Consider the following 14,256-nt stretch of genomic DNA (forward strand, 5'->3'; position numbering starts at 1 on the left):
GGGCCGGACTAGACCGGGGCGATCGGACCGGTTGAACCCCCACCTTAAGCGCCATCGTTCAACCGCCAACCGTGCACGAAGCGCTTTCCCGATATCCGCGTCGGCATCGGGATTCGCATTTCCTCTGGGCTGACCATTTCATTATGTCCGGTCCTGGCCGAGCTCAAATGTGCGCCTGAGGCGCCTGTCCACGGCATTCAGCCCGCGCGCAATTCCGAGCGCACCGAATGCGCCCGCCGATGCGCGCCCGGCGTCTGGCCCGTATGGCGGCGCACCAGGTTGCGGAAGGCGGACATATCCTGGTAGCCGCATTGTTCGGCAATGGCGGTCAGGCTGAGCGTGGAGACTTCCAGCAGATGGCAGGCGCGCTCAGCCCGCAATCGGTGCAGGAACTGCAGCGGCGACATGCCCACGGTCTTCATGAAATGCCGCAGCAGCGTGCGTTCGCTGGTGGACGCCACCGCCGCCAGCCGGGGCAGGTCATAGGGCTCGGCCAGATGCTGTTGCAGGTAGCGGCGCGCGCGCAGCGCCACGCTGTGGCGCGGGGCATCGCCGGTCTTCAGCCAGATGCTGACTGCCTCGCCGCGCTCGGGCTGGTCCAGCAGGGCGTTGCCCAGCGTGCGGGCCAGGGCGTTACCTGCGGTATGCGCCACCGCCTGCAGCAACAGCGCATGCATGCGATCCAGGGCGCGGGAACTGAGCAGGTTGCCGCTCTTGACCACTGGCTGGTCGGCCTGCAATCGTCGCGCGGGTTCGCTCAGCCGCATCCAGTTGGCAATCAGCCACGGCACCGCCAGCTTGCGCTGTGCCGGCAAATCCATGGCTACCAGAAGTGCTACTGCCGTGAACGGCGCCACCACCAGCGCCCCCCGCGTAGCAACTGCCGCAATGGCGGCGCGTTCGCGGTCCAATAGCGACAGCATATGTTCAAGCCCGGCGATGTGGTCAAACAACGGTGGCGCGATCACCACCATGGCGTCCTTGCCTGCGCCGGCCAGTTCTTCCAGCGGCGCGCACGTGCAGCGCAGCACGCTGGCCAGCGCCTGCCAGCGTTGCGGCTCGGCTACCGCCAGCCGCCAGCGAAAGGGCGCCGCCGTGCCGCGCCGCCGGCTTTGCATGGAGGCCAGCGTGTTGGCAATGTCCAGCATGTCGACCGCGGTGGAAAGGGCGGAGACAACGGCCGAGGGGTAGCACAGCAGATAGACGTCCGACATGGCGCGGTGGATTTTGGTTGGAAAGCTGCCTGCCCGATGGCGGGAATGCCACCAATTGTGGCGGAATCCACTCTACCTGTCACGGCCCCGATGCCCGACCATGTCAGCGGCACCATGGCGCGTCGCCGGTTGGCGCGCAACGTTCCATGGGCCCACAGACACAAGAACGAGGAGACAACACAATGAAGCAACGCATCGTGCGCGGCGCGACCGCACTTGGCGGCGCCGTGCTGGCGGTCGCCACCCTGGGCGGCTGCGCCACCGCAGGCAGCGACAGCGCCAACTGGAGCGAAGGCGGACTCAACGCCGAGATCCGCCGCACCGCCTATGGCATTCCCCATATCAAGGCCAACGACTACGCCAGCCTGGCCTTTGGCATGGGCTACGCATACGCGCAGGACAACGTCTGCCTGATGGCCGACCAGGTCGTCACGGTCAGCGGCGATCGCTCGCGCGTGTTCGGCCCCGACGAAAGTACCGAGGTGTCATTCAAGCGCATCAAGAACAGCGAATCCGATCCATTCTTCCGCGCGATCATCGATGACGACGCCCTGCGCGCCGGCTACGCGCAGGCCTCGCCAGAGGCGCGCGAATTGCTGCGCGGCTATATCGCCGGCTACAACCGCTACCTGCGCGATACCCCGCCCGCCCAACGCCCGGCTGGCTGCCGCAACGCTGACTGGGTGCGGCCCGTTACCGCCATCGACCTGTTCCGCCTGGCCGAGGAGAAGAGCATCCAAGCCAGCGCCGGCGCGCTGGCAGCGGGCATTGTCGCCGCCGTGCCGCCCGGGGCCGCGGGCAGTGCCAAGACCGCGCAGCAGGCGGGGGCGGTGGACGTAGCCAGCATCGACTTCGAAGCCGTCAACAACAACCTGCAGCTGCTGGATCCGCCGATCGGCAGCAACGGCTGGGCCTTTGGCAAGGAAGCCACCACGAATGGGCGCGGCCTGCTGCTGGGAAATCCGCATTTTCCGTGGACCACCACCAATCGTTTTTTTGAAGCGCACCTGACCATACCGGGCAAGCTGGACGTCATGGGCGCGTCCATTGCCTCGTTCCCCATCATCAGCATCGGCTTCAACAAGGACGTGGCCTGGACGCACACCGTGTCCACCGCCCGCCGCTTCACCCTGTATGAACTGAAACTGGCCGAAGGCGACCCCACCACCTACCTGGTGGACGGCGCGCCGCGCAAGATGACCCCACGCACCGTCAGCTATGCGGCAAAACTGCCCGACGGCCGTACCGAGCAGCGCTCGCACACCTTCTACATGACCGAATACGGCCCGGTGCTGTCCATGCCATCGGCCGGCCTGCCGTGGTCCGCGCAAAAGGCCTACGCGCTGCGCGACGCCAACCGCAACAACACGCGTTCGGTCGACACCTGGCTTGATATCGGCCGCGCGCGCGACGTCGCTGGCATCCGCACCGCCATTGGCCGCCTGGGCATTCCGTGGGTCAACACGATTGCCACCGACCGTGAAGGCCGCGCCATGTTTGCCGATGTATCGGTCGCGCCCAACGTATCGGCCGCCTTGCTCAAGCAATGCGCGCCGACCGGCGACAGCGCCGCGCTGGCCGCCAAGCTGATGCAGGGCACCGGCATGGTCCTGCTGGACGGCACGCGGGCTAGCTGCAACTGGACGGTGGACGCGGCGTCGCCAGTACCGGGGCTGGTGGCCCCCAACGCCATGCCCGTGCTGGTACGCGATGACTATGTCGCCAACAGCAATGACAGTTCGTGGCTGTCTAACCCCAGCCAGAAGCTGACCGGCTTCTCACCGGTGCTGGGTCCCACCGAAGTTGCGCAACGCCTGCGCACGCGCGTTGGCCTGATGGAAATCGGCCGCCGCCTCGCGGGGGAGGACGGCCTGCCCGGTAACCGCTTTGACGTACCCGGCCTGCAGGCCGTGCTGTTCCGCGACCGCAACCTCTCCGGCGAGCTCGTGCTGGATGACCTGCTCGATGCCTGCCGCGGCGCCAAGGACGCCGACCTGAGCGACGGCTGCGCGGCGCTGCGCAAGTGGGACCGCCACAGCAACCTCGACAGTCGTGCCGCACCGCTGTTCCGCGAGTTCTGGATGCGCGCCAGCAAGATCCCCAAGGTCTACGCCATCGAGTTCACCCCCACCGATCCGGTCAACACGCCACGCGGACTGCGCATGCGCGATGCGTCTGTGCGCACCGAGGTCTTCAAGGCACTGAAGGACGCCGTGCAGGCCATGCGCACTGCCGGCTTTGCGCTGGATGCGCCGCTGGGCCAGGTGCAGGCCGCCACGGCACCGACTGGCCGCATCGCCTTGCACGGCGGCGAGGAATATGAAGGCGTGCTCAACAAGCTGCAAAGCACCCCCGTGTCGGACAAGGGTCTGCAGGTCTACTTTGGGACCAGCTACGTGCAGACCGTAGGCTTTGACGAGCAAGGGCCGGTCGCCGAGGCGCTGCTGGTGTACGGCCAGTCCGTAGATCAGCAGTCGCCGCACGCCTTTGACCAGATGGCGGAGTACTCCGCCAAGCGATGGGTGCGGCTGCCGTTCAGCGAGCAAGCCATTGCGGCGGACCCGCAGTTGAAGGTAACGCGGCTGAGCCAGTAAGCCGGCGGCGTTGGGAGCGGGGCCGCCGCCCCGCTCCGCCATCGATAGGCGATCATCACGGGCCTTTCGGTTCTGGTGAGCAGCACTACACCGGCGCGCTCTCGACGAGCGCAAGTAGTGCTTGCGCTAGGACACGCGTGCCCGCTCACCAGACAAGAGTGCCTCAGTCGATTGCCCGCCGCGGGCCTCTGCGAGTGCAACCGTCAAGTGCTGCACCTTCTTTTTCAACTGATCGCGCTCTTCGGTGAGCTGTGTCACCAATTGCGTCAGACGATGAATTGCCAGTTGGTCGGGGGTGGCGTCGCTGGGTGGGGGCGCCGGTTCAGGCTTGGGTGGCACGCGGGCCTCGCGCACCTGTCTGGCCACCTGGCGCAGTTCCTTCTTGCCCCCGGCAACCGCCGCTACCTGCTTCTCGCCAGGCAAGGAGGCTACGGCAGCCGCAGCATTGATGGAAATCACGCCCGCTTTTACCGCGCTGACCAACTCGGGCGCAGCGGTCTTCTGGATTTTTTCGATCTGACCAAGCGTCGCACTGCTCACCCGCGCCGTGCGCGCAACCGCCTCGCGAGTCAACACGGTATCGGCCCCGGATTGCATGGCGACTTCAGCCCCGGCAGGCTTTGCAGAACCCGGCTGGGCCTGCGCTTGGGCTTGGGCTTGTGCCAGACGCGCGGATACGATTTCCTTCTTCCGCAATGCGAGTACACCGCGTTGGAAATCCGATACGCTGCGCCGCCCGAGGTGATTGTCGATCATCCACAGGTGAACATCCTCCATGGACTGGAACGTCTGGTTTTGTACCGTATTGAAAGGGACTCCGTGCTTCTGGCAGATGCTGTAGCGGTTGTGTCCATCCACCAGGAGATCGCCCCACAGCACCAGTGCATCGCGGCACCCTTCGGAGAGTAGGCTGCGTTCTAGCGCCGCGTATTCGTCGTCTGTAAGTGGATCGATATAGGCACGGAGGTCTTCGTTGATAGTGATCGTCATGGGTCAAGCGAAAAAGGTAGGGCAGTAGTGTACACACTGCCTGCCTTACCAGGCGACGGCCGGCTTGGCGGCCGGGCGGTGGCTAACCGCCAGTACAATGTGTGCACGGTGCCATGTGCACAGATCGTTTCTCCACGGCCGACCCATGCTAAACCTGGACCTGCGCTCCATGACGGCGATGACGGGGATGATCAATATCGCCCTGGGCATCGTCCTGCTGGCTTTTCGCCGCGCCTATCCTGCCTCCACCAAAGGGTTGCTACCCTGGGCGCTGGCACCGGTGCTTTGCGCGCTTTCCACCGCCTTCTATGCGATGGACGGGCATTGGCCGGCCGTGCTCGTCGCACTTGGCGGTAACGCGCTGCTGCTTTCGGGCTGCGCCTTGTTCTACTTCGGCAGCCAGCGCTTCTACGGGGTGCCCTGTAGCTGGAAACGCTGGCTCGCCCTGGGTGTTGGCTGCCTGGCTGGCATTACCTGGTTCCTGCTGGTCCATCCCGACTACCGGATCCGCGTGTTGCTGCTTACCTCGGTGTTAGCGGCAATATGCCTGACCCATGCGCGACTGACCTGGCAGCACGGCCGGGGTTTTGCCCCGCGTTTCATGGCAGTTGTCCTCGCTTTCCAGGGGCTGGCCTTGCTCATGCGGGCAGCGACGACGCTTTTCCAGGATGCCGTCGATACTTCGCGGTTTTCCCCTTCGGCTATTCAGACCGCGTACATTGCAGCGTATTGCTTCGCGTCGCTCTTCGTCTGCCTTGGACTGCTTTTGACTGTGAGCGAGCGGTTACGTGCGCAGTTCGAGTACCTGGCGCAACGCGACGACCTGACGGGAGTATTGAGTCGACGCGCTGTGCTGCACGCAGGTAGTAGTGAACTGAAGAACCGGCGCGGCGGGCAGCCACTGTCGTTGCTGCTGATGGATATCGACCACTTCAAGCGCATCAACGACCAGCACGGACACCTGGTGGGTGACCGCGTGCTGGCGCATTTCGCACAAATCGTAGGGCGGGCACTGCGCCACACGGACCATCTTGGCCGCTTCGGCGGCGAAGAGTTTGTCGTGCTGCTGCCGCAGACCGGCATGGAGACCGCGCTTGCCATGGCCGAGCGCGTGCGCCAGGCAGTCGAGCAGCAATCGGCCATCGCCGGGCAGCCCGCCTGCACGGCAAGCCTGGGGTTGGCCAGCATCGAGGCCGGGGAAGCGACCCTTGACGAATTGCTGGCACGGGCCGATTCGGCGCTGTATCGCGCCAAGGCTGAAGGACGCAATCGTGTTGAGGCAGGCTAAGAGGCTGTCTCAATTGGCTTACCGTCTCAAATCAACGATTTAACATAACCTTTGTGCGGCAATTGGTTTGTTGTAGCGGCTAAGCAATGTCCGGAGCGAAGGTCAATCCTTGTCATTGAAGACAAACTGGGCGCCAGCATGCGATCATCGATACCCTCGGATTTCACGTAGAACCACGTGCCATGCCGGCGGCAGACAGGGGTGTTCGCCCTGCTGCCAATCCCCAACGCCAGCGAAGGAAGACGCGCGCTCATGACGCAACAAACCATTTTCAGCCTCGAACCCAACCCGAACGCGCTCGACGCGGCCACGCGGGATGCACTGATGCGCGACCCCGCGTTCGGCCGCGTCTTCACCGACCATATGGTGACGATCACCTGGCGTGAAGGACAGGGTTGGCAGGACGCCAAGGTCACTGCCCGCAAGCCGTTCTCGATCGATCCGGCGTGCTCGGTACTCCACTATGGCCAGGAGATCTTCGAGGGCATGAAGGCCTATCGCGGCGCGGATGGCGCCGTGACGCTGTTCCGCCCGCTCGAGAACGCGCGCCGCTTCCAGGCGTCGGCCAAGCGCATGGCCATGCCGGCGTTGCCCGAATCGCTCTTTCTGGAAGCGATCGAGCAACTGGTGCGGATCGACCAGGCCTGGGTGCCGCATGGCTCGGGCAGCCTCTACCTGCGTCCCTTCATGTTTGCCAACGAGGTGTTCCTCGGCATCAAGCCAGCCTCCGAGTTCATTTTCTGCGTGATCGCTTGCCCGGTGGGCCCGTACTTCAAGGGCGGAGACAAGGCCGTCTCCGTCTGGGTATCCGAGAACTACACGCGCGCCGCGCCCGGCGGCACCGGCGAGGCGAAGTGCGGTGGCAACTATGCCGGCAGCCTGGTCGCGCAGAGCGAGGCCACTGCGAACGGATGCGACCAGGTGGTCTTCCTGGATGCCGCCGAGCACCGCTGGGTGGAGGAACTCGGTGGCATGAACATCTTCTTCGTGATGGACGACGGCACCCTGGTCACGCCGCCCCTTAGCGGCTCGATTCTTCCGGGCATCACCCGGGCTTCGGTGATCGAGCTGGCCAGGGAGATGGGCATGGTGGTGGAAGAGCGCCGGTATTCGTACCCCGAGTGGGAGGCGGATGCCCAAAGCGGACGCCTGGCCGAGGCCTTTGTTTGCGGAACGGCGGCGACGCTGGTGGCCATTGGCGAAGTGCGCTCCGCGCGGACGCGCTTCGCGATCGGGAACGGCGCCGCTGGCAACACTGTCAAGGTGCTAAGGGAGCGGCTGGTGGAGATTCAGCGCAACCAGGCCGCTGGCCCTGCCGGCTGGGTCCATCACGTCGGTTTGTAAGAGGCCATTTCAAAAAGATCCTGGCGTCATTGCGCGGCCTTGGCCGTACCACATGCGCTGTCTGCGGCCGCGCGCCTAGCCAGAACCGCTGCGCTTCATTTTGAAACAAGCAGTATGACTCCCCTGATGGGCAAGAAGGCTGGCCCCGCGCTAGCCGCCGGCCGTCATGCTGACTCCACGCCGTCCTCCACCCCGCATGACGCGCTGATCTTCTCGATCAGACCGAGCAGCAGCGGCGCATAGCGTGCCACATCACGCGGCTTTTCGCTGGGTTTGTGCGGGAAGCTGATATTGAGCCCGTACCACTGGTGGTCCGGCCCGCGGAACGCCGCGCCCACGGCGGTCAGGTGGCCGGGCTGGTAGTTGGTGCTGCAATAGCCTTGCGCCTGGGCCTGGGCAATGCCACGCGACAGTTCCTTGTGCAAGGCCGGCCATTCGTCGCCGGCCTTCTCCTCGATCCGTGCGAGGAAGTGGTCGCGCACGCCGGCCGGCACCGCGGCCAGCCACGCCATGCCGATCGAGGTCAGTTCCATGGGAACGCGCGTGCCGGGCGCTACGCGCCGGGTGCGCGATACGCTGTCGCGGCTGTGGCGCACCGCGGCCAGGTAGACCATGGCGGTCTGGTCGGGCACGGCCAGGCCGACATTGACCTTTTCCGCCTCGGCGATCTTGCGCATCAGCGGCAGGGCGATATCGGGCACCGTGGTGGCGTGGTGGAAGGCGTCCGCCAGGCTCACCACCACGGCCGCCAGCCGATAGGCGCGCTCGGTGGCGTCGTAGCACAGGAAGCCGCTGTCCACCAGCGAGCGCGTGAGGCGGCTGACAGTGGGGCGCGGCAGGCCGGTGCGCGCTGCCAGGTCCGCATTGGTCAGGCTGGAAGAGCCGACGCGGAACGCGCGCAGCAGCATCAGGCCACGTTCGAGCGACTGACTGCCTTCGGTCTGCCGCGTGAACCGGCCCGTACTGTGCGTGAGTTCGCGGCTCGAAGGCGGTTTGACGCGGGAATCCGGGTGGGAAGCCGGGGCGGAACCGGGGTCGGAATGGGGGTGCGGATCAGGCATGTAGTTGGCCGCAGGCCCGCCAATCCAGCATCGGGGCGCTGCAAGTAATTTCGGTATTCGAAATTGTAGTGTAGCGCGGGAATCCGCATCGGCGAATACTGGGTGCCTTTCCACTTCCCGGAGCCCTTCGCCATGACCTCGGCATCCACCCCCGAAATCGTCCTGACACGCGACCAGCATGTTGCGCAGATCGAGATCTCCCGCCCGCCCCATAACTTTGTCGACGCCGATGTCATGCGCCGGCTGGCCGAAGCGTTGCTGCAACTCGACGAGGACGACAGCTGTCGCGCCATCGTGCTGTCTTCCGGCGTAGGCGCCTTCTGCGCCGGGGCCGATTTCAGCGGCACCGACCAGGGCAGTGTCTCGCGCGACCCATCGGCCTTCTACGCACAGGCCATGAAGCTGTACCGCAACCGCAAGCCCATCGTGGCCGCGGTTGCGGGCGCCGCGATCGGCGCGGGGCTGGGACTGGCGCTGGTGGCGGACTTTCGCATCACATGCCGCGAAGCGCGCTTTAGCGCCAGCTTCAACAGGCTCGGCTTCCATCCCGGCTTTGGGATGAGCGTGACGCTGCCACGCCTGGTCGGCGAGCAGCAGGCCGCGCTGCTGTTGTATACGGGCAGGCGCATCGACGGCGAAGAAGCGGTGCGCATCGGGCTGGCCGACGAACTGGTGGCGCAGGCCGAGGTGCGTGCCCGCGCGCTGGCGCTCGCGCACGATATCGCGGCCTCGGCGCCACTGGCCGTGGAAAGCACACGTGAGACGCTGCGCCTGGGGCTGGCCGACCGCATCGTGGAGGCCAACCAGCGTGAACTGGCCATCCAGCGCGTGCAGTTCGCTACCGCGGATTTCCGCGAAGGCGTGGCGGCGATGGCCGAGCGCCGCGCGCCCGTGTTCCAGCGCCGCTGAGGGGGCCGTATGCAACATGAGAAACCCGTCTGCGCCGGCCCGCTCGAGGGAATTCGCGTACTCGACCTGACTTCGGTGGTGCTGGGCCCTCTGGCCACGCAATCTCTGGCCGACCTGGGCGCGGACGTCATCAAGGTCGAAGGGCCGGAAGGCGACCTCATGCGCGCCAACGGCGTATCGCGCAACGCCGGCATGAGTTCGATCTACCTGGCGCTCAACCGCAACAAGCGCTCGGTGGTGCTGGACCTGAAGACGCCTGCAGGCGCTGCGGCGCTGCGCCGCCTGATCGCCGGCGCCGATGTGCTGATCCACAATATGCGCGTGGCCGCCATCGAGCGGCTGGGCTTTGGCTACGCTGCGGTGGCAGCGTTGAACCCGCGCATCGTCTACTGCGTGGCCACCGGCTTTGGCCAGGACGGCCCCCACCGTGACAAACCGGCCTTCGACGACATCATCCAGGCCGCTTGCGGGCTGGTGTCGCTGGGCTGCGTCGCCGGCAGCCGGCCCGAGTACGTGCCTAGCCTGATTGCCGACAAGACCACCGGGATGGCGCTGGCCAACGCGGTGATGGCCGCGCTGCTGCACCGCGAGCGCCACGGCAGCGGGCAAGCGGTGGAGGTACCGATGCTGGAAACCATGGCCAGCTTCGTGATGGCCGAGCACCTGGCGGGGTTGACCTTCGAGCCCGCCACTGGCGCGGCCGGCTATGCGCGCCTGCTGCAGGGAGGGCGGCGGCCGGCGCAGACTGCGGACGGCTGGATCTGCGCGCTACCGTACACGGACCGCCACTGGAAAGCCTTTTTCCACGCCGTGGGCCGCGATGACCTGGGTGACAAGTACAACATCGCCAGCCGCGCGCAGCGCAACGCCCATATCCGCGCGCTGTACCAGCACCTCGCGGAAATCACGCCGACCCGGACCACAAAGGCGTGGATGGCGCTGTTCGAGACGCTGGATATCCCCGCCACGCCGATCTATGCGCCGGACGAATTGCTGGCGCATCCCCACCTGGAGGCGGTCGGGCTGTTCCAGCAGACCGAGCATCCCACCGAGGGCCCGTTGCGCGAAATGCGGCCCACGACGCGCTTCTCCGCCACACCGCTGTCGTTGCGCCGCCACGCGCCCACGCTGGGCGAGCACACCGATGAAGTATTGCGCGAAGCCGGGCTAGCCCCTGAAGACATCGCCCGGGTGACGGGCGGCAGGAACGCCGCTTGAAGCGGGACGCAAACAATAAAGGAGACATTGCATGAACTTCGCACTGGAAGAAGAGCACCAGATGCTCAAGGATCTGGTGGCGCGCTTTGTGCGCGAGCAGTTGATCCCGCTTGAAGCGGGCGTGCTGGCCCGCGAGGCAGAGGGCGGCCAGCTCACGCTGCTGGCGCAGGAGCAGGACAAGCTGGACGCACTCTCGCGTGAGCTGGGCCTGTGGGGCCTGGATGCGCCGGCCGAGATGGGCGGCGCCGACCTGCCAGTGGTGGCCATGGTCGGCGTCAACGAGGAACTGGGCAAGACCGTCACACCCTACGACCTGCCGCCCGATTCGCCGAACCTGCGCATGCTGCTCAAGACCGCCGACGCGGCCCAGCGTGCGCGCTACCTGGAACCGTACGCGCGCGGCGAGACCATCTCCGCCATCGCTATTTCCGAGCCCGGCGCCGGCGGCGACCCGGCCATGATGACCACCCGCGCCGAACGCGACGGCGACGACTGGGTGCTCAACGGCCGCAAGATCTGGATCAGCCGCGCTGCCCGCGCCGACTGGACCATCGTGATGGCCGTGACCGACAAGGCGCGCGGCGCCCGCGGCGGCATCTCCGCTTTTCTGGTCGACCGTGGCACGCCCGGCTTCAAGGTAGAACGGCGCATCCCCATGATCGGCGGCGCCTCCACCTACGAGGTGGTGCTGGAGGACTGCCGCGTCGCGCACACGCAGCTGCTGGGCGTGGAAGGCCAGGGCTTCGCGCCGATGCAGGCACGGCTGTCCAGCCGGCGCGTGCAGATGGCGGCCTGGTGCATTGGCCGCGCCCAGCGCGCGCTTGACATGCTGTGCGAGTACGCGCCGCAGCGCCGCACCTTCGGCGCCGCGCTGGCGGACCGGCAGGCAATCCAGTGGTGGGTGGCCGATGCCGCCACCCGCATCCACGCCTGTCGCCTGATGACATACGAGGCCGCGGCGCGCATTGACGCCGGCGACGAGGCGCGTACCCAGGTCTCGATGATCAAGGTATTCGCCACCGAGATGGCCTGGGACGTGATCGACCACGCCATGCAGGCCTTTGGCGCGATGGGCATGACCAAGGAAATGCCGTTGCAGCAGATGGCCAACGAGACGCGGTTGATGCGCATCTACGAAGGCCCGTCCGAAGTGCACCGATGGGTTATCGCGCGGGATCTGCTTGGCCTCAAGCGTTAGCCCGCCGCCAAAGCGAACCACGGAATCACTGACGCACCCGCACTGGCGGAACCCACTGCCAGGCGCAAGACCAAGGAGACAACATGACCCGAACCGTGAACTGTTCCCGGCGCCGCTTCGCTGTCCTGGCAGGGACCGTCCTTACAGCGAGCCTGGCAGGCGCGCCGTTCGCCGCGCTGGCGCAGCCGCTGGCATTTCCCACCCGGCCGATCCGCTTTATCGTGCCGTTCCCGTCCGGCAGCGGTACCGACATGACCGCCCGCATGTTCGCCAAGAAGATCGGCGAGCTGACGGGGCAGGGCGTGGTGGTGGAGAACAAGCCGGGTGGCAACGGCTTTATCGGCGTGCAGACGCTGCTCAGCGCGCCGGCCGACGGCTACACGGTGTTTATCGGCAGCAACTCCACGTTGTCCACCAATGCCGCCACCTTTCGCAAGCTGCCTTACGATCCGCTGACCGACTTCACGCCCATCACGCTGCTCTCGCGTGGGCCATGCCTGATCATCGTGCCCGCCAGCTCGCCGTACCACACGCTCAAGGCGCTGGTGGAGGACGCGCGCAAGCGGCCCGGCGCGCTCAACTACGGCACCGGCTCGGTGTCGTACACGCTGTACAGCGAATGGCTGAACGAGCAAAGCCGCATGAAGACCACTGCCGTGCCCTACAAGGGCGCGGGCGACGCGATCAACGGCGTGATGGCCGCCAACGTGGACTTCGCCGTGGTGGATGCCAGCGGCGCGATTGAGCTGGTCAAGGGCGGCAAGGTGCGCGCGCTGGCTTACACCGCGCCCCAGCGTTCGCCGCTACTGCCGGGCGTGCCGAGCGCGGCCGAAGCCGGCGTGCCGGACTTCCTGGCCTACAACTGGGTGGCGGCGGCGGTCTCCGCCAAGACACCTGCGCCCATTGCACAACGCCTTGGCGAACTGTTTGCCCAGGCCGGCGCCGCCGACGACGTCAAGGAGTATTACCAGCGCCAGTCCACCTCGCTGATCCTGTCCACGCCGGCAGAACTTCGCGACTACCAGAAGGACGAGATAGCGCGCTGGAAGCGGCTGGCAGCGATCGCGAAGATCGAGCTGCAGTAAAAAGAGAGCGCGGGGCGGAGCGGAGGGGGATCATGCCCCATTCGCTTCCTCCCCGCGCCGCCCTCTCCCTCCGGATTCCGAGGCAAAAGCTTAAGCCTTCACAACTTTGACGACGCGCGTAGCCCCGGGGCGGCCCGATAGCGGTCTTCGCGAGGGCTGGCGGTGTTCGTGGAGTGGTTCGAGGCGCTGATGCGGGTGTATCTGGACGCCTGACGCTGCGGCTACAGCTACAGCTACAGCCAGCGCCAGATGCCCGCGGCCCAACCGGCGAGCGGGATATGTGCCCAGGTTGCTGCGAGCCAGACGACGAGGCCGCCCAAAAGCGCGTGCAAGCCGAACCCGCCGAGCCGCGCACGGCCAGCGGCAATCGCCGCGAACGGCAGATAACTCGTCTTGGACTCCCATGCGGGCCAGAGATCGGGCTGGAGCTGCTCCTTTTTCCGGTCCTGCAGCGCGGCGCCGACGAGCGCGAGGATGACCATAGCCGCTGCGATCATGATGTTCTTGGCCACCGGAAACACCGCGATGTGGCACAGCCCCCAAAGTGCGAACGACCACATCATTGGGTGGCGCGTCACCGCGAACACGCCGCGCGCTGCTTCCGGGAACGCGCCGAGCCGACCGCCGGTGGGAAGCGCCGGGTTGCGGATCAGCGAACCCATCAGGAGGACCGACGCGATCAGCATGACCGTGGTCACAGCCGCCCAGAGGCCGTTTCCTACCGGCCATAGTGGTGCCGTCAGGGGCGCCTTTCGGTATGCCAGGATCAGCCAGCCGAGCGTCAAGACTGCAATCAGCGAATAAACGCCCTGGAACCCGGCTTCGCCAAGTGCGCGGACCAAACCCCTACGCAGCGGATGGGACAAGAGAAAGTGGCTGCCCACGAAGGCGACTGCCGCCACCGCAACTGCGTTGGTGCTTCCCATTGGCCCGGCTCCTCAAGTCATATCGTTGGCTGACCGTATTGCCCCATCGCAATTCAAGCCGCCATCGAGCAGTCGGGCATTTTGCCTTTGTTCCCTATGCGGCAGCCAGTATTGAAGATTACTACTTGGGTGTCGCGAAAGCCAACGCGGCCACCCCACCGTTTGGCTGCCTCCTACTCCCATTAAATATCAATCAATAAAATTGAACAAGTTATCAGACTAACTCATCACATAGTCAGCCGACGCTGCCATAAAGTTCAACCCATGGACGGATCGACGCCAAAGACGATGTTCTAAATAATTCAACCAGATAGCCAAATAGCCAAGGAGAGAAATCATGACCAACGCCAAGCTCGAAGTCCTGACCCCGCAAAACAGCCAGCTGATCTTCATCGACCACCAGCCGCAGATGGCCTTCGGCGTGCAGTC

11 protein-coding genes and 1 pseudogene are annotated in these 14,256 nt (G+C 65.7%); 8 read left to right on the plus strand and 4 right to left on the minus strand.

Annotated features, from left to right (window positions below):
• Positions 1 to 197: 197 nt before the first annotated feature.
• Entirely contained in the window at positions 198 to 1,214 is a 1,017-nt protein-coding gene (locus tag AC07XB_RS33600; RefSeq protein WP_492831757.1) for a GlxA family transcriptional regulator, read from the minus strand.
• 182 nt (positions 1,215 to 1,396) lie between these two features.
• Here AC07XB_RS33600 and AC07XB_RS33605 point away from each other — a divergent pair, with 182 nt between their 5' ends.
• Positions 1,397 to 3,808, plus strand: a complete 2,412-nt coding sequence (locus AC07XB_RS33605; RefSeq protein WP_492387155.1) for an acylase — start codon at positions 1,397 to 1,399, stop codon at positions 3,806 to 3,808.
• Positions 3,809 to 3,934: 126 nt separating this feature from the next.
• Here the strand turns inward: AC07XB_RS33605 and AC07XB_RS33610 are convergent, their stop codons facing one another.
• Positions 3,935 to 4,798 (minus strand): ParB N-terminal domain-containing protein, encoded by an 864-nt coding sequence (locus AC07XB_RS33610; RefSeq protein WP_492831755.1) that lies wholly within the window; start codon positions 4,796 to 4,798, stop codon positions 3,935 to 3,937.
• Between the two features lie 64 nt (positions 4,799 to 4,862).
• Here AC07XB_RS33610 and AC07XB_RS33615 point away from each other — a divergent pair, with 64 nt between their 5' ends.
• Both AC07XB_RS33615 and AC07XB_RS33620 read left to right on the plus strand, forming a co-directional pair.
• Complete coding sequence (locus AC07XB_RS33615) at positions 4,863 to 6,086, plus strand: GGDEF domain-containing protein (RefSeq protein ID WP_493688078.1); 1,224 nt, start codon at positions 4,863 to 4,865, stop codon at positions 6,084 to 6,086.
• A 252-nt stretch (positions 6,087 to 6,338) separates the two neighbouring features.
• Positions 6,339 to 7,430: a branched-chain amino acid aminotransferase gene (locus AC07XB_RS33620; RefSeq protein ID WP_492831751.1), complete on the plus strand. Its 1,092-nt coding sequence runs from the start codon at positions 6,339 to 6,341 to the stop codon at positions 7,428 to 7,430.
• A gap of 164 nt (positions 7,431 to 7,594) precedes the next feature.
• On the opposite strand, the gene AC07XB_RS33625 is transcribed toward AC07XB_RS33620, so the two are convergent.
• A complete protein-coding gene (locus tag AC07XB_RS33625; RefSeq protein WP_492814367.1) occupies positions 7,595 to 8,491 on the minus strand; it encodes an IclR family transcriptional regulator in 897 nt (298 codons plus the stop codon).
• Between the two features lie 132 nt (positions 8,492 to 8,623).
• Between AC07XB_RS33625 and AC07XB_RS33630 the strand changes: the two genes are divergently transcribed.
• From AC07XB_RS33630 to AC07XB_RS33645, 4 genes are all read left to right on the plus strand, one after another.
• Positions 8,624 to 9,400: an enoyl-CoA hydratase/isomerase family protein gene (locus AC07XB_RS33630; protein ID WP_492831749.1), complete on the plus strand. Its 777-nt coding sequence runs from the start codon at positions 8,624 to 8,626 to the stop codon at positions 9,398 to 9,400.
• A gap of 9 nt (positions 9,401 to 9,409) precedes the next feature.
• Positions 9,410 to 10,618, plus strand: coding sequence for a CaiB/BaiF CoA transferase family protein (locus tag AC07XB_RS33635; protein WP_492375749.1), 1,209 nt, complete (start codon positions 9,410 to 9,412; stop codon positions 10,616 to 10,618).
• Between the two features lie 31 nt (positions 10,619 to 10,649).
• Complete coding sequence (locus tag AC07XB_RS33640; RefSeq protein ID WP_492831747.1) at positions 10,650 to 11,816, plus strand: acyl-CoA dehydrogenase family protein; 1,167 nt, start codon at positions 10,650 to 10,652, stop codon at positions 11,814 to 11,816.
• A gap of 83 nt (positions 11,817 to 11,899) precedes the next feature.
• On the plus strand, positions 11,900 to 12,901 hold the full coding sequence (locus AC07XB_RS33645) for a Bug family tripartite tricarboxylate transporter substrate binding protein (RefSeq protein WP_492375747.1): 1,002 nt from the start codon (positions 11,900 to 11,902) through the stop codon (positions 12,899 to 12,901).
• A gap of 233 nt (positions 12,902 to 13,134) precedes the next feature.
• On the opposite strand, the gene AC07XB_RS33650 is transcribed toward AC07XB_RS33645, so the two are convergent.
• On the minus strand, positions 13,135 to 13,827 hold the full coding sequence (locus AC07XB_RS33650) for an NnrU family protein (protein WP_492831745.1): 693 nt from the start codon (positions 13,825 to 13,827) through the stop codon (positions 13,135 to 13,137).
• Positions 13,828 to 14,164: 337 nt separating this feature from the next.
• Between AC07XB_RS33650 and AC07XB_RS33655 the strand changes: the two are divergent.
• A pseudogene (locus AC07XB_RS33655) lies at positions 14,165 to 14,256 on the plus strand (hydrolase); the annotation flags it as partial.

This window comes from Cupriavidus sp. GW821-FHT02F09, assembly GCF_059421605.1.